The organism is uncultured Winogradskyella sp., from assembly GCF_947498005.1.
GTDB lineage: Bacteria > Bacteroidota > Bacteroidia > Flavobacteriales > Flavobacteriaceae > Winogradskyella.
Genome location: NZ_CANMIW010000009.1, coordinates 133,117 through 154,194, shown reverse-complemented (window position 1 = coordinate 154,194; position 21,078 = coordinate 133,117). Strand labels below are relative to the sequence as shown.

Annotated in this window: 13 protein-coding genes and 3 tRNA genes; 2 read left to right on the top strand and 14 right to left on the bottom strand. The window is 34.4% G+C overall.

The annotated features are described in order from the left end of the window. A partial coding sequence (locus Q0891_RS15490) for a hypothetical protein (RefSeq protein WP_299103091.1) occupies positions 1–5,027 on the bottom strand: 5,027 nt, incomplete at its 3' end. Between the two features lie 428 nt (positions 5,028–5,455). On the opposite strand from Q0891_RS15490, the gene Q0891_RS15485 reads away from it, so the two are divergent. Then, entirely contained in the window at positions 5,456–7,045 is a 1,590-nt protein-coding gene (locus Q0891_RS15485) for a peptide chain release factor 3 (RefSeq protein WP_299103089.1), read from the top strand. Between the two features lie 128 nt (positions 7,046–7,173). Further along, positions 7,174–7,404, top strand: coding sequence for a (4Fe-4S)-binding protein (locus Q0891_RS15480; RefSeq protein ID WP_299103087.1), 231 nt, complete (start codon positions 7,174–7,176; stop codon positions 7,402–7,404). A 232-nt stretch (positions 7,405–7,636) separates the two neighbouring features. Here the strand turns inward: Q0891_RS15480 and Q0891_RS15475 are convergent, their stop codons facing one another. From Q0891_RS15475 to Q0891_RS15415, 13 genes are all read right to left on the bottom strand, one after another. Beyond that, positions 7,637–7,954 carry a DUF3467 domain-containing protein gene (locus tag Q0891_RS15475; protein ID WP_299103084.1) on the bottom strand — a complete coding sequence of 106 codons (318 nt, stop codon included), beginning with the start codon at positions 7,952–7,954 and terminating at the stop codon, positions 7,637–7,639. Positions 7,955–8,072: 118 nt separating this feature from the next. After that, positions 8,073–12,374 carry a DNA-directed RNA polymerase subunit beta' gene (rpoC, locus tag Q0891_RS15470; RefSeq protein ID WP_299103082.1) on the bottom strand — a complete coding sequence of 1,434 codons (4,302 nt, stop codon included), beginning with the start codon at positions 12,372–12,374 and terminating at the stop codon, positions 8,073–8,075. Between the two features lie 72 nt (positions 12,375–12,446). Continuing rightward, a complete protein-coding gene (gene rpoB, locus Q0891_RS15465; RefSeq protein WP_299103080.1) occupies positions 12,447–16,259 on the bottom strand; it encodes a DNA-directed RNA polymerase subunit beta in 3,813 nt (1,270 codons plus the stop codon). A gap of 122 nt (positions 16,260–16,381) precedes the next feature. Beyond that, complete coding sequence (gene rplL, locus Q0891_RS15460) at positions 16,382–16,756, bottom strand: 50S ribosomal protein L7/L12 (protein WP_299103078.1); 375 nt, start codon at positions 16,754–16,756, stop codon at positions 16,382–16,384. Between the two features lie 59 nt (positions 16,757–16,815). Continuing rightward, positions 16,816–17,337: a 50S ribosomal protein L10 gene (gene rplJ, locus Q0891_RS15455; protein WP_299103077.1), complete on the bottom strand. Its 522-nt coding sequence runs from the start codon at positions 17,335–17,337 to the stop codon at positions 16,816–16,818. 19 nt (positions 17,338–17,356) lie between these two features. Continuing rightward, the gene (rplA, locus tag Q0891_RS15450) at positions 17,357–18,046 is read right to left on the bottom strand and encodes a 50S ribosomal protein L1 (RefSeq protein ID WP_299103075.1); all 690 of its coding nucleotides are present in this window, start codon (positions 18,044–18,046) and stop codon (positions 17,357–17,359) included. A gap of 11 nt (positions 18,047–18,057) precedes the next feature. Further along, positions 18,058–18,498 (bottom strand): 50S ribosomal protein L11, encoded by a 441-nt coding sequence (gene rplK, locus Q0891_RS15445; protein WP_299103073.1) that lies wholly within the window; start codon positions 18,496–18,498, stop codon positions 18,058–18,060. A gap of 66 nt (positions 18,499–18,564) precedes the next feature. Next, entirely contained in the window at positions 18,565–19,110 is a 546-nt protein-coding gene (nusG, locus tag Q0891_RS15440; protein WP_299103071.1) for a transcription termination/antitermination protein NusG, read from the bottom strand. A gap of 18 nt (positions 19,111–19,128) precedes the next feature. After that, on the bottom strand, positions 19,129–19,323 hold the full coding sequence (secE, locus tag Q0891_RS15435) for a preprotein translocase subunit SecE (RefSeq protein ID WP_299103069.1): 195 nt from the start codon (positions 19,321–19,323) through the stop codon (positions 19,129–19,131). Between the two features lie 47 nt (positions 19,324–19,370). Beyond that, a tRNA-Trp gene (locus Q0891_RS15430) sits at positions 19,371–19,443 on the bottom strand. 62 nt (positions 19,444–19,505) lie between these two features. Continuing rightward, on the bottom strand, positions 19,506–20,693 hold the full coding sequence (tuf, locus tag Q0891_RS15425; protein ID WP_299103067.1) for an elongation factor Tu: 1,188 nt from the start codon (positions 20,691–20,693) through the stop codon (positions 19,506–19,508). A gap of 69 nt (positions 20,694–20,762) precedes the next feature. Continuing rightward, positions 20,763–20,834 (bottom strand) — tRNA-Thr (locus Q0891_RS15420). 67 nt (positions 20,835–20,901) lie between these two features. After that, a tRNA-Gly gene (locus Q0891_RS15415) sits at positions 20,902–20,974 on the bottom strand. Positions 20,975–21,078 lie beyond the last annotated feature (104 nt).

The following is a 21,078-nucleotide window of genomic DNA, read 5'->3' as shown; positions in this document are numbered from 1 at the left end:
AAATCAATGTCTGTTAAGGTTACGTTTCCTGTATTGCTTACCGTAATCGTGTAATCTATAGTGTCATCTATTAAACCTGGTAAACCAGCCTGAGTAACAGTTCCGTTTGTTGACTTTGTAACTGTAAGTTCAGGAGTTTGTGTAATTTCGAATGGCGTAACGTCATTTGTTGTATCACCATCATTATTATTTCCATTAACACTATCTATATCGTCTGTCTCTACAGTTTCTGGATCAGTTACAATAGTACCATCACCTGTAGTTCCTGTATCTGACACATCAATAATATCATCATTTGGATCTGATGTATTTCCTCCTGGTACTTCCGCTCTTACAGTTGCTGAATTTTCTACACCACCAGCATCTATATCAGTCTGTGTAATTACATAAGTACCACTACAAGTAGTACTTGCTCCAACGGCTAAACTTGTAGAAGAACAAGTTATAGTTCCTATTAAAGGGTCTGTTATAACTATGTCTGATAAAACTTCATCACTTGTATTTGTAACAGTAAATTCATAAGTTATTTCATCATCAATAATACCTGCATTACCTAAAGACGTAACTCCTGTTACGCTCTTAATTAGACTAATACTACAATTAGCATCAGATAAAACAATAGGCTCCAAAGCAACTTCAGCACAGTCCGTATTACCTACATATCTTACAGCGACAGAATAAGAACCTGCTGTTAAACCTGTAAAATTAGGGTCAGTTTGAAAAGGACCAGCTAATCCATTAACACTATATTCTATTGCTCCACCACCATTATCTACAGCAACTACACTAATTGCCCCAGTGCTTGTTAAACATGTTGGTTGAACAGCTGATGTCGCAGGACTGATAGTTGGTGGAGGCGTTAAAAATGCATTATCATACATAATGAATGCTTTTCCATCACCACCATCTTCAAAGTTAGGTCCAACATCTGCTGCACCAGTTTGTGTAACCCTAATTCCCTGTACATCAGTACCTGAAGGCACTAAAGCTGTTAATGGGTAAATAGCTAAATAGATAGTCTGATTAAAATCAGTGCCTATACCTGTACTTATATAATTTGAAGGATCAGCAATTATGACATTTCCTATTGGGTTTAATGAATTATCTAAAGCCTGAATACTTAATACATTATTTCCGTCACGCTCAGAAATTACCACATAACGATTAGAGGCTGCTGCAATTGAAGTGTTATATATAAATTCATTAAAATCTGTAGGATCTATAGTGTCATCCATTGATCCATAATGTCTTAAATCGTTTTCAAAGTTTGCAGCTAATAATGCTGAGTTATAAATTTCGACACCATCATCAATTGTAGCTGTTGTTGATAATTGATCTCTAATATACTGACTAGTTCCTCCTGGATTAGCATACTGATAATTTACATTATTAGGCGCATATATTTGGGTGAATGGGTTTGCTTGACCAGAAACGGTGATAGAATTCAAGACTGCCGGAAATCCTGCATTTGGTCCACTTGTTATATTAAAGCTAACTTCACTCGCCAATAATGCAGCCGTTGGGTTACCTCCAGGAATCGTATCAGGACAAGCATCATCGCTACACTCATATGGCGCTACAACTACATCATTGACAGTTAATGTTCTTGCTGGATCGGCAGAATAAGTTGCCGTTAACGAAATATCATTACCGTTCGCTGGCAACATAACCCCTACAAAGGTATATGAAGGTGCACTTAAACTAGAAACTGGGACTGAATCTGAACCATCTCCAGATAATACAAGATTTCCGGTTGCTGGTGGGTTATTAAAATATACAGTAATATCAGCTGTAAATGTGTCATCTGTAGTATCTAATGGTGTACCATTATCATTACATGTTGATTCGTTATTAGACTCAATATCACATATGTCTGGTACATTTAAAACTATTGGATTCAAAGCTTCTTCTGTACAACTAGGAGAATTAACATACCTAACGGCAACAGTATAAGAACCCGGAACTAAACCTGTAAAATTAGGGTTTGATTGAAAAGGACCTGTTAATCCATTAACACTATATTCTATAGCTCCACCACCATTATCTGTAGCATCAACAGATATTGAACCTTGTAAAGTCGTACAATCTGGTTGTATACTAGAAGTTGTTATATCAATAGTTGGTGGAAGTACCAAGAAACTTGGATCATAAATTATAAAAGCTTTACCGTCACCACCATCACCACCTGATGCCCCAGTTTGAGTCACTCTAATTCCTTGGATATCTGTACCTGAAGGCAAAAACGCCGTTAAAGGATAAATAGTAACAAAAACATTTTGATTAAAATCGGTACCAACACCTGTATCAATATAGTTAGTAGCATCAGCTATAATAATATTTCCAATTGGATTCAAATTATCATCTAATGCTTGTAAACTTAATTCGTTATTTCCATTTCGCTCAGTAATTACTACATATCTGTTTGAAGCAGCGGCAATTGGCGAATTGTAAATATACTCATTAAAATCAGTAGGATCAATGGTGTTATCCATGGATACATAATGCCTTAAGTCGTTCTCTGCATTAGCTGCTAATAACGCTTCGTTATAAATTTCTGGTCCATCTGCAATTGTGGCCGTTGTTGTTAACTGATCTCTAATAAACTGGCTACCAGCCGCTGGATTAGCATATTGATAATTTAAGTTATTTGGTGCATATATAGCTGAAAATGGATTAGGTTGACCAGCTATTGTTATTGAATTTAATTCTGCTGGAAATCCTGCATTTAAGCCACTATCAATATCAAAAGTTACATCTCCTGCGACTATTGCAGCAGTAGGATTATCACTTGGAATAACGTCAATACAAGCACTACAACCAGAAAAATCTGTTTCATCAGTCACAGCTGCATTGGTCCCTAAAGAATAATCAACTCCGGTTTCTGTTACCAAACCAGTATTAAGATCAACTGTTGCAGGATCACTTACTCCAAACTGTCCGCCATCGCTACCGTCTGCATTGTTATCACTATAAGCTTCGTTTGCATCTGAACAACCATCTCCATCACTATCTGTATTTTGAAAATCGAAACTTCCATCGCTTAAAGTGTCAATTGGAACAATCCCAGTACTCGCTGAAGACGGAATACCTTCAGTACTTACTGTGCCATCAGCAATTCCGTCGTTATCAATGTCTGTTCCTCCTACTTCATCAATATCATAAATTCCATCATTATCAGAATCTAAATCTAAATCATCACTTACACCATCACCATCCCTATCCACACATGGTACAATAACGGCTACGTTCAAATCAGAACGTGCGTTGCCAAAATCCATAATAATAGTAAGATCGTTGATATCGTAAACCTCGATAGTCCAACCCTGAGGGTTACTAGTTGCAGGACCAAATGTAATTGAGCCTACTGCGTTAGACATAATGTTTAAGCCGTTCAATGGATCATTTACTACAAATGTAGAACCTGTAGCCGACAAAGTCCATTGATCAATTCCGTCAAAATTAACACCTGTATTTGTTGCAGGAGAAATAAGGAAAGTAGAAGGATTAGACGCATTAAGGCTCATTGTATTACCGTTATCTCGCAGTGCCACGTTACCATTATTGTCTGTATCCGCAACATCAACAAAACCAGTAGTACTTTGCATTAAAGTTGTATTTAAAACAGTATAGCTTTGCACTGTACTCGACAATCCTACAAATTGCATTGGAGCATAATTTTGACATTCTACTACATCTAAAATACCATCATTGTCATCATCTTTGTCACAAACATCAAAATAACCATCATTATCCGAGTCATTATAAGAAATTGTTACAGTATCAGTATTATTATTTAGATCAGTGTCTGTCTGATTTAATTCAATAATTTCCGAATTATATGTTAATGGAAAAGGGAGGGATGCAAAAGACGTTTCAACAGTTAAAACTACGTTCTCACCATCCTCTAGGCCAAAGATTAGCCAATTGTCAGAATTTATATCATAACTCGCAGATGCATTAGAACCAGCAGAAAAAACTGCAGTACTTGAAACATAGTTGAGCCCAGGCGGTATTGGTGCATCTACTTCAAAACTAGCAGCAGTCCCATTATTACTATTATTTGATATAACATTAATTAACTCTACAGTATTTGTTGTACAATAACTCTCCGGAGAAAATATTTGAGATTCAACGCTCAAATCAATTGAATTAAATATAATGCTATCTGTATTGTAGGCAGTAAATGCAATATCAGTATTTCCCGATAAATTATGAACGAAACCTGTTATTTGGCTTGCGTTAGCTAGAGTTATCCCAAAATCACTTAACTTAAAAGATAAAACTCTCAAGTCTCTATATGTATTTATACCAAATGTATTATCAACTACTCCTGTGACTGTATTGACTCTATAAATAGTCCAATCCATGCCAGAGACCACAGATGTAGAAGTAAAATCGACGACTACGATGTTACCCACAACAGTGCCAGAACTATCTACAAAACTAAACGTATCACTTCCTCCTGGAGCACCCGTTTGATTAACAATTATATCAGGAATATTATCTGTTATTGCCGCAGCAGATGGTACAGTTAAATAATCGTATGAAATATCTTGACTATTAATATTGAAAAAATTTGTACCTAATTCTAATCCGTTAGCACCATCTCGAATAAAATTTGCGGGTATAATTGGCGAAAAATTATTAATATAATCCGTTGGAGCATTTGTCTGAAGAGTACCTCCCCAATTATAGGCAACTCCTAATAACTCTTGGGTTGAATAGTTAATAGATCCAGGAGCCGGAAAAGCATGGAAATTTAATGCTGTAAAAGACACTCCATTTGCAGTTAAAATTGAATCATCAACACCCGTTGAATAGGTTTGACCATCTGCTTCAAATCCAATTAAGTTATTGGAATCTGTTGCGGTTGTATTGGTTATAATGGATGATGTAAAAAATCCGCTTTGATCACCATAAATAGTTGTAACCTCCTGCTGAGCACTAATCTTAAAAGAACCTATGAAGGCGCATAAGAAAATAATGATAAACTTAGAGTAGTAAATATTACTTAATATTAAAGACAATTTTAATTTGAGCCCAATAAATTTTGTAAACGAGAATCGAGTAGAGATTTTCATATAGTTAGATGGTTGATGTATAATTCAGTTTTATTGATAAATCGAACATAGCTATCGCTAAAAAGACAAATATATTCGACAAGGTGTGATAAACAAAATATATTGTAAGATAAATCCATATTTCTAAATATTATTAAATCATAGAATTATTTATACGGACAGATTAGGACATCCTAAAAAATTTTAAGTATTAAAAGCGAAGAGATTCTAGCTATTAATCAACTTCAAAAAATTAATCCCCAATTAACATAAGTAAAACTACAAAAAAAATGACAGTTTTTACATATATACGAATTAAGAATTCATTTGGTTTTTCTTTCTTCAGATAAATACCTTAATACTATTATATTTGCAAATCTATTGAAGAAAATCTTATGAGTTTTATAAAAGAAATAAACAGACGACGTACGTTTGGAATCATATCGCATCCTGATGCCGGAAAGACAACCCTTACAGAAAAATTATTACTATTTGGTGGCGCTATACAAGAAGCTGGAGCAGTAAAAAGTAATAAAATAAAAAAAGGAGCTACCAGTGATTTCATGGAAATTGAACGTCAGCGTGGTATATCTGTTGCAACCTCTGTCTTGGCTTTTGAATATAACGGTATTAAAATAAACATTTTAGATACACCAGGTCACAAGGATTTTGCTGAAGATACTTTTAGAACTCTAACCGCTGTAGATAGTGTGATTGTGGTAATTGATGTAGCAAAAGGTGTAGAGGAACAAACAGAAAAGTTAGTTGAAGTTTGTAGAATGCGAAATATACCGATTATCGTATTTATCAATAAAATGGATAGAGAAGGTAAAGATGCTTTTGACCTTTTAGATGAAATTGAACAAAAATTAGGCTTAAAAGTTGTACCACTAAGTTTTCCTATTGGAATGGGATATGACTTTAAAGGAATCTATAATATATGGGAGAAAAATATCAATCTTTTCTCAGGTAACAGTAGAAAAGATATAGAAGAAACTATTGAAATTTCAGATTTATCATCTACAGAACTAGACAAACTTGTCGGAGAAACAGCAGCAAATACTTTACGAGATGAGATTGAACTCGTCTCTGGCATATATCCTGAATTTAATAAAGATGAATACCTTGTTGGTAACCAACAGCCTGTCTTTTTTGGCTCTGCCTTAAACAATTTTGGAGTACGTGAACTACTCGATTGTTTTATTGAAATCGCTCCAAAACCAAGACCTAAACAAAGTGAAGAGCGTTTGGTTGATCCAGACGAGAAGCAATTTAGTGGTTTTGTATTTAAAATCCATGCCAATATGGATCCTAATCACAGAAATAGACTCGCGTTTATAAAAATAGTTTCTGGAGAATTTAAAAGAAATACACCTTATTTACATGTAAGACATAATAAAAAATTAAAGTTTTCTAGCCCTAATGCATTTTTTGCTGAAAAAAAGGAAATCGTAGATATATCATATCCAGGAGATATTGTCGGTTTACAAGACACTGGTAGCTTTAAGATTGGAGACACACTTACTGAAGGTGAAGTCTTAAACTACAAAGGAGTTCCTAGTTTTTCACCAGAACATTTTAGGTATATTAATAATGCTGACCCAATGAAAGCCAAGCAGTTATATAAAGGCATAGACCAATTAATGGACGAAGGTGTAGCCCAATTATTTACACTAGATTTTAACGGTAGAAAAGTAATAGGAACTGTTGGAGCATTACAATATGAGGTGATACAATATAGGCTCGAGCACGAATATGGTGCCAAGTGTACTTACGAAAATTTAAATGTACACAAGGCCTGTTGGATTAAAACTGAAAATGAAAAGAGCGAGGAATACAAAGAGTTCATTAGAGTTAAGCAACGCTATTTAGCTAGAGACAAACAGAATCAGTTGGTTTTCTTAGCAGATTCTATGTTTTCATTACAAATGTCACAGCAAAAGTACCCAAGTATAACATTTCATATGACTTCAGAATTTGAATAAAAATCATGCATTTCATCGAAAATAATACCGTTCATCGTTATAATGTGCATTTAATCAGTATATTACCCACGTTAAATTATCTTTTGATTGTTTAAAAATTAAGATTAAACCCAACTAATCTACTTATTATGGAAATAAACGAAAACGTTTTCAGTAACGCAGAAATTACTGTTACCTACAAACCACGCTGTTGCTCTAATGCTGAATTATGTGCAAAACAGCTTTCAACTGTATTTAGAAGTTCAGTTATTCCTTGGATTAATTTAGAAGGAGCTCAAACGGATGACATTATTAATCAAATCAAAAAATGTCCATCTGGTGCATTACAATATCATTTAAATCAAAAAGATGTTGCTTAACCAAAATAAAAAAAGCCTTTAAATAAAAATTAAAGGCTTTTTTTATGAATATGACTATACAGAATACAAATTCTTATTTTAAATATGTTTTTAGGAGTTATTTATGAAAAACTATAAAACTATAGGCAAGAAATAAAATTATTCGTAAAAACTATATTTAAATCGATTATTTTTCATTAATAAAATCAATTATTTTTATTGCATTCATTAACAAAATCAATAACGCAATATTTTAAGCTTGACCTGTTGGTCCAAAGTTTAATGGGATAGGTGGTTGTTCATAATCCTTAATTTCTCCATGGGCTTTTTCAAATCTTGTAACGTTATCTGCTAAGGCCTTTAATAAACGTTTTGCATGTTGTGGTGTTAAAATGATTCTAGATTTTACCTTACTCTTTGGTGTTCCCGGCATTATACTCACAAAGTCCACAACAAATTCTGAAACCGAGTGGTTTATGATTGCTAAGTTAGAATAAGTACCTTCTGCTATTTTTTCGTCTAATTCTATATTAATTTGTCCCTTCTTAGGGTTATTTTTTTCGTCTGCCATTTTAAATAGGTTTAATTGAATCTCTTTAATCTGAGATTCATTTATTTTTAATTAAAAAAGCCTTCAAGTAAACTACAAGAAGGCTTTTATTATTTTAATATATTAAAGAAACTCCGAATTAATTAAAATTCATTTCTTCTTTAGCCTTCATCATTTCATTAAATTCTTGTTTAGAACCTACTATGATGTTTTCGTATTCTCTTACACCTGTTCCTGCTGGTATTCTATGACCAACTATTACATTTTCTTTAAGTCCTTCAAGAGAATCTACTTTACCATTTACAGCTGCTTCGTTAAGAACTTTTGTTGTTTCTTGGAACGATGCCGCAGAGATAAACGATTTAGTCTGTAATGAAGCTCTTGTAATACCTTGTAAAATTGGAGTTGCAGTCGCTGGACTAGCATCTCTTGCTGTTACAAGATTTTTATCTTCTCTTCTTAAGCTAGAATTCTCATCTCTAAGATCTCTAACAGTCACGATTTGACCAGACTTTAAGTTCTGTGAATCACCAGCATCTTCAACCACTTTCATTCCGAAAATTTTATCGTTTTCTTCAATGAAATCTGATTTATGAACTAATTGATTTTCTAAGAAAATCGTATCGCCAGAATCAATAATTCTAACTTTACGCATCATTTGTCTCACAACAACTTCGAAGTGTTTATCATTAATCTTCACACCTTGTAAACGGTATACTTCTTGAACTTCATTCACTAAGTATTGCTGTACAGCAGAAGGGCCTTTAATATTAAGGATATCGTTAGGTGTAATAGAACCATCTGATAATGGCATACCTGCTTTCACGTAATCATTCTCTTGTACAAGAATCTGATTAGATAATTTTACCAAGTATTTTCTAATATCACCTTGCTTAGATTCGATAATAATTTCACGGTTACCACGCTTAATTTTACCAAATGAAACTACACCATCAATCGCACTTACAACAGCAGGATTAGAAGGGTTACGAGCTTCAAACAACTCAGTTACACGAGGAAGACCACCAGTAATATCACCAGCTTTAGCAGATTTACGAGGAATCTTAACTAAAATCTTACCAATTTCAATTTTATCACCATCGTCAATCATTATGTGGGCACCTACTGGTAAGTTGTAAGAACGAATAGTTTCTCCTTTAGAATCTTCAATTAATAACGTTGGTATTAATTTTTTGTTTCTAGATTCTGAAATTACTTTTTCTTGGAAACCGGTTTGCTCATCAATTTCAACTTGGTATGTAATACCTTGCTCAATATTTTCATATTTTACTTTACCAGCAAATTCTGAAATAATTACACCATTATAAGGATCCCATTGAGAGACTACGTCACCTTTCTTAAGTTTAGCACCTGGCTTAACAAAAATATGAGAACCATACTGAATATTATTAGTACTTAAAACAATTCCTGTTTTAGCATCCATTAATTTCAATTCTGAAGTTCTAGAGATTACAACGTCAACTTCGTTTCCTTCGTTATCCTTAGATTTTACAGTTTTAAGATCTTCAATTTCAGCAATACCATCAAACTTCACAGTTAATTTGTTATCCTCTGAAATGTTACCTGCAATACCACCTACGTGGAACGTACGTAATGTTAACTGTGTACCTGGCTCTCCAATTGATTGAGCAGCAACAACACCTACAGCTTCACCTCGTTGTACCATTTTACCAGTAGCTAGGTTACGACCATAACATTTAACACAAATTCCTTTCTTAGCTTCACAAGATAATGGAGAACGCACTTCGATAGACTCTAATGGAGAATTACCGATTTTCTTGGCGATAATATCATCAATATGTCCACCAGCTTCAACCAATAACTCTTCAGTTAATGGATCGTAAACATCGTTTAAAGATGTTCTACCTACAATTCTAGCTTCTAAACTCTCAACGATTTCTTCATTCTTCTTAAGTGCAGCAACCTCAATACCTCTTAATGTTCCACAATCTTCTTCATATACAATAACATCTTGAGACACATCTACTAAACGACGCGTTAAGTAACCAGCATCGGCCGTTTTAAGAGCTGTATCGGCAAGACCTTTACGTGCACCGTGAGTAGAGATAAAGTACTCTAAAATTGAAAGACCTTCTTTAAAGTTAGAAAGAATTGGATTTTCAATAATTTCTCCTCCACCTGCATTAGATTTTTTAGGTTTCGCCATTAATCCACGCATACCAGTTAACTGACGAATTTGCTCTTTAGAACCCCTTGCACCAGAATCTAGCATCATAAATACTGAGTTAAATCCTTGTTGATCTTCACGAATACGCTTCATAGACAATTCAGTCAATTCTGCATTTGTTGAAGTCCAAATATCAATAACTTGGTTATAACGCTCATTGTTAGTAATAAGTCCCATATTATAGTTACCCATAATACCATCAACTTGTTTATTAGCAGCAGCGATCATTGTATGCTTTTCTTGTGGAATAATAATATCACCTAAACTAAATGATAATCCACCTTGGAATGCAAACTTATAACCTTGTGTTTTTATTTCATCTAAGAAATCAGCCGTTTCAGGTACGCTAGTTTTTTTAAGAATACCGTGAATAATTTCTCTTAACGACTTTTTAGTTAATACCTCATTTATATAACCAGCAGCAGCAGGCACTTTTTCGTTGAAAAGTACACGACCAACTGTAGTCTCTATAATTTGTTGAGTTAATTCACCTTCTTCGTTAAAATCCATTGTTCTAACTTTAATACCAGCGTTTAAGTCCACTTGCTTCTCATTGTAAGCAATTGTCACTTCTTGTGGCGAATAAAAAGTTAAACCTTCTCCTTTTATTGGAACCTCTGGTGTAGATTTACGAAGCTTAGTCATATAATATAAACCAAGTACCATATCCTGAGAAGGTACAGTTACTGGCGATCCATTAGCTGGATTTAATATATTATGTGAAGCCAACATTAATAATTGACATTCTAAAATAGCTTCTGGTCCTAATGGTAAATGCACAGCCATCTGGTCACCATCAAAATCGGCATTAAATGCAGTACACACTAATGGGTGTAACTGAATTGCTTTACCTTCAATAAGCTTAGGTTGGAATGCTTGTATACCAAGTCTGTGTAACGTAGGAGCACGATTTAAAAGAACTGGATGTCCTTTTAAAACATTCTCTAATATATCCCAAACTACAGGCTCTTTTCTATCTATAATTTTCTTTGCAGATTTTACAGTTTTTACAATTCCTCTTTCTATTAATTTTCTAATAATAAAAGGTTTGTAAAGCTCTGCTGCCATTCCTTTTGGCAATCCACATTCAAATAATCTTAATTCTGGTCCTACAACAATTACAGAACGTGCAGAATAATCAACACGCTTACCCAATAAGTTTTGACGGAAACGTCCTTGCTTACCTTTAAGTGAATCTGATAATGATTTTAATGGTCTATTAGAATCCGTTTTTACTGCAGATGATTTACGCGTGTTATCAAATAAAGAATCTACAGATTCTTGTAACATACGTTTTTCATTACGTAAAATTACTTCTGGTGCTTTTATCTCAACCAATCTCTTAAGACGGTTGTTACGGATAATTACACGACGGTATAAATCATTTAAATCTGAAGTCGCAAAACGACCACCATCTAAAGGTACTAAAGGTCTTAATTCTGGTGGAATTACAGGTACAGCCTTCATGATCATCCATTCTGGTCTGTTTTCTCTGTTTTCATTAGAATCTCTAAACGCTTCTACTACTTGTAAACGCTTTAAAGCTTCTGTTTTACGTTGCTTAGACGTTTCGTTATTAGCTTTATGTCTTAAATCATAAGATAATTGATCTAAATCAATTCTTGCTAATAAATCGATAAGACACTCAGCACCCATCTTAGCGATGAATTTGTTTGGATCTGTATCGTCTAAATATTGATTTTCTTGAGGAATAGTATCTAAGATATTTAAATACTCTTCTTCAGTTAAGAAATCCATTTTTTGAATTGGTTCACCTTCAGCATTCATCGCAATACCTGGTTGAATAACCACGTAACGCTCATAATAAATGATCATATCTAATTTCTTAGATGGTAATCCAAGAAGGTAACCTATTTTGTTTGGTAACGAACGGAAGTACCAAATATGAGCAACAGGTACCACTAAATTAATGTGCCCTACTCTATCTCTACGTACTTTCTTTTCTGTAACTTCTACACCACAACGGTCACATACAATACCCTTGTAACGTATTCTTTTATATTTACCACAAGCACATTCAAAATCCTTTACAGGACCAAAAATTCGCTCACAGAACAAACCATCTCTTTCTGGTTTGTGAGTTCGATAATTAATAGTTTCTGGCTTTAATACCTCTCCACGAGATGCTGCTAAAACAGACTCAGGTGATGCTAAACCAATAGAAATTTTATTAAATTTCTGTACTGTATTCTTATCTTGTTTTCTTGCCATGTTCTTTATAGTATTCAGTCTTCAGTCTTCAGTATACAGATTGACTGCATACTGACGACTGCCTACTATTTTTTATTCCTCTAATCTAATATCTAATCCTAAACCTTTCAATTCGTGCATAAGTACGTTGAATGATTCTGGTAGTCCTGGTTCTGGCATTGGCTCTCCCTTAACGATTGCTTCGTAAGTTTTTGCTCTACCAATAACATCATCTGATTTTACAGTTAAGATCTCACGTAAAGTACTAGATGCACCATACGCCTCAAGTGCCCAAACTTCCATTTCTCCAAAACGTTGTCCACCAAATTGCGCTTTACCACCTAATGGTTGTTGCGTAATTAATGAGTAAGGTCCAATAGAACGAGCGTGCATTTTATCATCAATCATGTGACCAAGTTTAATCATATAGATTACACCAACTGTTGCTGGTTGATCAAAACGATCTCCTGTTCCACCATCATAAAGATATGTATGTCCAAATCTTGGAATACCAGCTTCATCTGTATACTCGTTAATTTGGTCTAAAGTAGCACCATCAAAAATTGGTGTTGCATACTTTCTACCTAAATCTTGACCAGCCCAACCTAATACTGTTTCATAGATCTGACCGATGTTCATACGAGAAGGTACACCAAGTGGATTTAATACGATATCAACAGGCGTTCCATCCTCTAAGAAAGGCATATCTTCTTGACGTACAATACGTGCAACAATACCTTTGTTACCGTGACGACCTGCCATTTTATCACCAACTTTTAGTTTACGCTTTTTAGCAATATAAACCTTAGCTAATTTAATAATACCTGCTGGTAATTCATCTCCTACAGAAACTGTAAACTTCTCACGTCTTAATGAACCTTGAAGATCGTTTTCCTTAATCTTATAATTATGGATTAAATCTGCAACTAATTCATTTGTATGATCATCAGTTGTCCATTTTCCAGAAGTTAAATGCGTATAATCATCAACAGCGTTTAACATTTTTAAGGTATACTTCTTACCTTTTGGAATAATTTCTTCCCCTAAATCATTATAAATTCCTTGAGCAGTTTTACCGTTTACAATGTTGAATAATTTTTCAACCACGATATTTTTAAGCTCATCAAATCTATTATCGTAAGCATTTTCTAATGCTTCGATATCCTCTTTATCTTGTGCTCTCTTACGTTTATCTTTAACGGCTCTAGCAAATAATTTTTTATTAATTACTACACCATTAAGCGATGGAGAAGCTTTTAAAGAAGCATCTTTTACATCACCTGCTTTATCACCAAAGATAGCTCTAAGAAGTTTTTCTTCTGGAGTTGGATCAGATTCTCCTTTAGGTGTAATCTTACCTATTAAGATATCTCCTGGTTTGATTTCTGCACCAATGCGAATCATACCATTTTCATCTAGATCTTTGGTAGCTTCTTCAGAAACATTAGGAATGTCATTAGTTAATTCTTCATTACCTAATTTAGTATCTCTAACCTCTAAAGAATATTCATCAATATGAATAGATGTAAATACATCCTCTCTAACTACTTTTTCAGAAATTACAATCGCATCCTCAAAGTTATACCCTTTCCAAGGCATAAAGGCTACTTTCATATTTCTACCAAGTGCTAATTCACCATTTTCCGTTGCATAACCTTGACAAAGAACTTGCCCTTTTGCAACTTTATCACCTTTCTCAACGATTGGCTTTAAGTTGATAGACGTGCCTTGATTTGTTTTTCTAAATTTAACTAAAGGATATGTTTTTGTATCACTTTCAAAGCTAACCATAGCTTCTTCTTCTGTACGTTCGTATCTAATAGTTATTTTTTCTGCATCAACGTATTCAACAGTACCAGCTCCTTCCGCATTTATCAATACTCTAGAATCTGAAGCTACTTGACGCTCTAAACCTGTTCCTACAATTGGTGCTTCAGGTCTTAATAATGGTACAGCCTGACGCATCATGTTAGATCCCATTAATGCACGGTTGGCATCATCATGTTCTAAGAACGGGATTAACGAAGCAGATATTGATGTAATTTGGTTTGGAGCTACATCAGTATAATCTACTTGTGATGGCTCAATTACAGGGAAATCACCTTCTTGACGAGAAATGATTTTGTCTGCTAATATTGTTCCTTTCTCATCAACTTTAATTGTTGCTTGAGCAATTAACATATTTTCTTCCTCTTCTGCACTTAAATATGTTGGTGCATTTTGTATATCTACAACACCTTCTTCCACTTTTCTATATGGTGTTTCAATGAATCCCATAGAATTCACTTTAGCAAATACAGATAAAGAAGAAATTAAACCAATATTTGGTCCTTCTGGTGTTTCAATAGGACATAAACGTCCGTAGTGAGTATAGTGAACATCACGTACCTCGAAACCTGCTCTCTCTCTTGATAAACCACCTGGTCCTAGTGCTGAAAGACGACGCTTATGCGTAATCTCTGCAAGAGGATTTGTTTGGTCCATAAATTGTGATAACTGGTTTGTACCAAAGAAAGAATTAATAACTGAAGATAAGGTCTTAGCATTAATCAAATCAATAGGTGTGAATACTTCGTTATCACGTACATTCATACGCTCACGAATAGTACGTGCCATACGAGCTAAACCAACACCAAATTGAGAAGATAATTGTTCACCTACTGTACGTACACGACGGTTAGATAAGTGATCGATATCATCAATCTCTGCTTTAGAATTAATTAACTCAATTAAATATTTTATAATAGTTATAATATCTTCTTTAGTAAGCACTTGCTTATCCATTCCGATATCTAACTGTAATTTCTTATTCATTCTATAACGACCTACTTCACCTAAAGAGTAACGTTGGTCAGAAAAGAATAATTTGTCAATAATACCGCGAGCAGTCTCTTCATCTGGTGGCTCAGCATTACGTAATTGACGGTAGATGTGCTCAACAGCTTCTTTTTCAGAATTTGTTGGATCTTTTTGTAATGTATTATGGATTATTGCATAATCTCCTTGTTGCGCACTTTCTTTGTGTAAAAGAATAGTTTTTACTTCTGCCTCAAGAATTTCTTCAATATTGTCTTTGTCTATTATGGTGTCACGATCTAATACAATTTCGTTACGCTCAATAGATACCACTTCACCAGTATCTTCATCAACGAAATCTTCGTGCCAAGTATTAAGTACACGAGCCGCAAGTTTACGACCGATAACTTTTTTTAATCCAGATTTTGAAACCTTAACTTCTTCTGCTAAGTCAAAAATCTCTAAAATATCTTTATCACGTTCAAAACCAATAGCTCTGAATAAAGTTGTTACAGGTAACTTCTTCTTTCTATCAATATAGGCATACATTACTTGATTGATATCAGTAGCAAATTCAATCCAAGATCCCTTAAAAGGTATTACTCTAGCTGAATATAATTTTGTTCCATTAGCATGGAATGATTGACTAAAGAATACACCTGGTGATCTATGTAATTGAGATACAACTACACGCTCTGCTCCATTAATACAAAATGTACCACTTGGAGTCATGTAAGGTATAGTACCTAAATAAACATCTTGAACGATTGTTTCGAAATCCTCATGTTCTGGATCTGTACAATACAACTTCAATCTTGCTTTTAAAGGCACACTGTAAGTTAATCCTCTTTCAATACATTCTTCTATAGAATATCTTGGTGGATCAATAAAGTAATCTAAAAATTCTAATACGAATTGATTACGTGTATCTGTTATTGGGAAGTTCTCCATGAAGGTGTTGTATAAACCTTCAGTACCTCTTTCTTCTGACTTTGTTTCTAATTGGAAAAAATCCTGGAAGGATTTAATTTGGATATCCAAAAAGTCTGGGTAATCTGTCCTATTTACAATAGAAGAGAAATTAATTCTTTCAGCCTTTTTTGCTAACATTGATGAACGAGATTTTTATTAAATAAAAACTAAAAAATGTATATAACGTTTATATACACAAAATGGTCTAGGTCTTAGAGTATTACTCTAGACCTAAACCTTGTATTGTAGATGGGTTAAGCTTACTTAAGCTCAACTTCAGCACCAGCCTCTTCTAACTGAGATTTTAATGCTTCAGCTTCGTCTTTAGCTACACCTTCTTTGATTGCACTTGGTGCATCATCAACTAATCCTTTTGCTTCTTTTAAACCTAAACCAGTTAATTCCTTAACTAATTTTACTACAGCTAGTTTAGAACCACCTGCCGCTTTTAAGATAACATCGAATTCAGTTTGCTCTTCAGCGGCATCACCACCAGCAGCACCACCAGCAGCAACTGCAACTGCAGCAGCAGCAGGCTCAATACCGTACTCATCTTTTAATATAGTTGCTAATTCGTTAACTTCTTTTACTGTTAAGTTAACTAATTGTTCTGCGAAATCTTTTAAATCTGCCATTTTTCTAATGTTTAATAATGTGTGTTATAATTTAATTTTCTATTGTGTATTCTTAAAAATTATCCTTCTCTTTCAGATAATGTTTTTACGATACCTGCGATAGTACCACCACTTGATTTAAGAGCAGAGATAACGTTCTTAGCAGGTGACTGTAATAATCCTACAATCTCACCGATAAGTTCTTCTCTAGACTTAATATCAACTAATGCATCTAGTAATTCGTCTCCAATGTAAATAGACTCCTCAATAAAAGCTCCTTTTAATAAAGGTTTTTCAGATTTTTTACGGAATTCTTTAATTACTTTGGCAGGTGCGTTTCCTGTTTCAGAGTACATTACAGATGTATTACCTTTTAAAGTTGTTGGTAAGTCACCGAAATCTTTCTCCGATGCATCCATTGCTTTCTCTAAAAGTGTATTTTTTACAACTGCTAACTTTATGTTAGACTTGAAACACGCTCTTCTTAAATTTGAAGTTGTTGCTGCATCTAATCCAGAAATATCTGTTAAATAGATATTTGTATTATCTGCTAACTGTGCAGTCAACTCTTCAATTACTTGGGATTTTTCTTCTCTTGTCATAATATTCTAAGTTTAACTACTATCCTATTTTTGTATCAACTGCAATACTTGGACTCATTGTACTAGACATGTAAATGCTTTTTACATAAGTTCCTTTTGACGCAGTAGGCTTTAACTTCATTATTGTAGATAATAATTCTTGAGCATTCCCAATAATTTTATCTGTACTAAACGATGCTTTACCTATTGGTGCATGAATAATACCAGTTTTATCTACTTTAAAATCAATTTTACCAGCTTTTACTTCAGAAACTGCTTTTGCAACATCCATTGTAACTGTTCCTGTTTTAGGGTTTGGCATAAGACCTCTTGGCCCTAATACTCTACCTAATGGTCCTAACTTACCCATTATGCTTGGCATAGTAACGATAACGTCAACATCTGTCCAACCATCTTTAATTTTCTGTAAGTACTCATCTAATCCAACATAATCAGCACCCGCTTCTTTTGCCTCTGCTTCTTTATCTGGAGTCACAAGCGCAAGAACCTTCATGTCTTTACCTGTTCCGTGTGGTAATGAAACTACACCACGAACCATTTGATTAGCCTTACGTGGATCAACACCTAATCTGATTGCTAAATCTACTGAAGCATCAAACTTAGTATATGTAATTTCTTTTAGTAATGCAGAAGCCTCTTCTAAAGAATAGATTTTATTCCTATCTACCTTTGCTTGTGCTTCTTTTTTCTTTTTTGTTAATCTTGCCATTTCTAAAAAATTTAGTTTGGAGCTTCTCCTCCTTTTACAGTGATACCCATCGATCTTGCTGTACCGGCAACCATTTTCATAGCTGATCCGATTTCAAAGGCATTTAAATCTACCATTTTGTCTTCAGCAATTGCTTTAACTTGATCCCAAGTTACTTTTGCTACTTTACGTCGGTTTGGTTCTCCTGATCCTTTCTTTACTTTGGCCGCTTCTAATAATTGTACTGCTGCTGGTGGTGTCTTAATTACAAATTCAAACGATTTGTCTTTGTAAACAGATATTACCACAGGTAAAACTTTACCTGCTTTATCTTGAGTTCTAGCATTAAATTGCTTACAAAACTCCATGATATTAACTCCAGCGGCACCTAAAGCGGGTCCTACCGGTGGCGATGGATTCGCAGCACCTCCCCGAACTTGTAGCTTAACTACTTTGTCTATTTCTTTTGCCATTTCTTAAAATTTATTACGAATATCTACATTGGAAGCATAGATAAACGCTCTTTACTGTAACAATTATTATACTTTTTCTACTTGCATATAACTTAACTCTAATGGTGTTTTTCTTCCAAAAATTTTGACCATTACTTCAAGTTTACGCTTTTCTTCATTTATTTTCTCTATAGTACCATCGAACCCATTAAAAGGACCATCAATAACTTTAACAGTTTCTCCTTTTGTAAATGGTATTGCTACATTAGCATCAGCTTCTACAGATAATTCATCCACTTTACCTAACATTCTGTTTACTTCAGATTGCCTTAATGGAACTGGATCACCACCTTTAGTTTCACCTAAAAAACCAATTACATTTGTTATTGATTTAATTATATGTGGAATCTCTCCACTTAAATTAGCTTGAACCATTATATAACCAGGAAAATAAACCTTCTCCTTTTGTATTTTTTTACCGTTACGGATTTGAATAACCTTTTCCGTTGGAACTAAAACTTGATCAACAAAATCATTTAAACCTAATCTCGAGATTTCATTCTCTATATAAGTTTTAATTTTATTTTCCTGACCACTTACTGCTCTAACAACATACCACTTTTTTTCAGACATCTTCTTATTGTATAATTGTTAGTGTATCATTTCAAAATAAGCCTTTACCGCTTTACTAAACACAGTATCAACTCCCCAAATAGCTAAAGAAAAAATAATTGAAAAAACAGCTACAATTACTGTAAGTTTTTGAGCTTCAGGCCATGGTGTCCAAGACACATTGTTCTTTAACTCTTCAAACGATTCTTTTATATATGTTACTAATCCTGCCATTTGATTTAAAATTTTATTGAGGTCACAGATGACCTATTTGCATTTTGCACGGGTTGAGAGACTCGAACTCACGACACCTGGTTTTGGAGACCAGTGCTCTACCAACTGAGCTAAACCCGTAAACAATAATCAAGGCATCCCGAAATCTCGAGACACCTTAATTAATTATTTAACTATATTGTTTAGTCTAAAATTTCAGTAACCTGACCAGCACCAACTGTTCTACCACCTTCACGGATAGCGAAACGTAAACCTACGTTCATTGCAATTGTGTTAATCAAATCTACAGTAATTGTCAAGTTATCACCTGGCATTACCATTTCAACTCCATCAGGAAGTGCAATGTTTCCAGTTACATCAGTTGTACGAACGTAGAACTGTGGACGATAGTTGTTATGAAATGGAGTGTGACGTCCACCTTCTTCTTTCTTAAGGATATAAACCTCTGCTTTAAACTTAGAGTGAGGAGTTACAGAACCTGGCTTAGTAATTACCATACCTCTTGAGATTTGAGATTTCTCAATACCTCTTAATAAGATACCAGCGTTATCACCAGCTTCACCTCTATCTAAGATTTGACGGAACATTTCAATACCAGTAATAGTAGATGTTAATTTCTCAGCACCCATACCAATAATTTCAACAGGATCTCCAGTGTTTGCAACACCAGTCTCAATACGACCAGTTGCTACTGTACCACGACCTGTAATTGAAAATACATCTTCAATAGGCATTAAGAAAGGCTTGTCCATATCACGAACTGGCTCTTCAATCCATGCATCAACTTCTTTCATTAATTCCATTACAGTATCAACCCACTTTTGCTCACCATTAAGTGCACCTAAAGCAGAACCTGCTACTACAGGACCATTATCACCATCATACTCGTAGAATGATAATAAATCTCTGATTTCCATTTCAACTAATTCTAATAACTCTTCATCATCAACCATATCCACTTTATTCATGAATACAACGATACGAGGAATACCTACCTGACGACCAAGTAAAATGTGCTCACGAGTTTGTGGCATAGGACCATCTGTTGCAGCAACAACTAAAATAGCACCATCCATTTGTGCAGCACCTGTAACCATGTTCTTTACGTAATCCGCGTGACCTGGACAGTCAACGTGAGCGTAGTGACGATTAGCAGTTGCATATTCAACGTGAGAAGTATTAATTGTTATACCTCTTTCTTTTTCTTCTGGTGCATTATCAATTTGATCAAATGATCTTGCTTCAGATAAACCTGCATCAGCTAATACTTTAGTAATAGCAGCAGTTAAAGTTGTTTTACCGTGATCTACGTGTCCAATAGTACCTATGTTTAAGTGTGGTTTTGAACGATCGAAAGTTGCCTTTGCCATGTTTAATTTATTTTATTCTTATTTAATATTAGTGTTCAATTTTTTTATTCTAATCCGCTTAGAAAAAAGAGCCAATGACGAGATTTGAACTCGTGACCTCTTCCTTACCAAGGAAACGCTCTACCCCTGAGCTACACCGGCATACTATTATAAATAGCCGATTTCGAATTACGATATATAAGTATAAATCCTAACTCGTAAATTTTAGAGCGAGAGACCGGGTTCGAACCGGCGACATTCAGCTTGGAAGGCTGACGCTCTACCAACTGAGCTACTCTCGCATTTATCAAAATTTTTACACTTTGATTGGTATTCATTATTTCAATCTAAAACAAATTCCCTAAGAAATTTATCTTACATTCTCCGTAAATAGTTTTGCAAAAAT

Excerpts from the sequence above, each read along its gene's own strand:
- Q0891_RS15485 (WP_299103089.1), top strand. The coding sequence starts at position 5,456 with ATGAGTTTTATAAAAGAAATAAACAGACGACGTACGTTTGGAATCATA.
- nusG (WP_299103071.1), bottom strand. The coding sequence starts at position 19,110 with ATGTCTGAAAAAAAGTGGTATGTTGTTAGAGCAGTAAGTGGTCAGGAA.
- Q0891_RS15480 (WP_299103087.1), top strand. The coding sequence starts at position 7,174 with ATGGAAATAAACGAAAACGTTTTCAGTAACGCAGAAATTACTGTTACC.
- Q0891_RS15475 (WP_299103084.1), bottom strand. The coding sequence starts at position 7,954 with ATGGCAGACGAAAAAAATAACCCTAAGAAGGGACAAATTAATATAGAA.
- rpoC (WP_299103082.1), bottom strand. The coding sequence starts at position 12,374 with ATGGCAAGAAAACAAGATAAGAATACAGTACAGAAATTTAATAAAATT.
- rplA (WP_299103075.1), bottom strand. The coding sequence starts at position 18,046 with ATGGCAAGATTAACAAAAAAGAAAAAAGAAGCACAAGCAAAGGTAGAT.
- rplK (WP_299103073.1), bottom strand. The coding sequence starts at position 18,498 with ATGGCAAAAGAAATAGACAAAGTAGTTAAGCTACAAGTTCGGGGAGGT.
- secE (WP_299103069.1), bottom strand. The coding sequence starts at position 19,323 with ATGGCAGGATTAGTAACATATATAAAAGAATCGTTTGAAGAGTTAAAG.
- tuf (WP_299103067.1), bottom strand. The coding sequence starts at position 20,693 with ATGGCAAAGGCAACTTTCGATCGTTCAAAACCACACTTAAACATAGGT.
- rpoB (WP_299103080.1), bottom strand. The coding sequence starts at position 16,259 with ATGTTAGCAAAAAAGGCTGAAAGAATTAATTTCTCTTCTATTGTAAAT.
- rplL (WP_299103078.1), bottom strand. The coding sequence starts at position 16,756 with ATGGCAGATTTAAAAGATTTCGCAGAACAATTAGTTAACTTAACAGTA.
- rplJ (WP_299103077.1), bottom strand. The coding sequence starts at position 17,337 with ATGACAAGAGAAGAAAAATCCCAAGTAATTGAAGAGTTGACTGCACAG.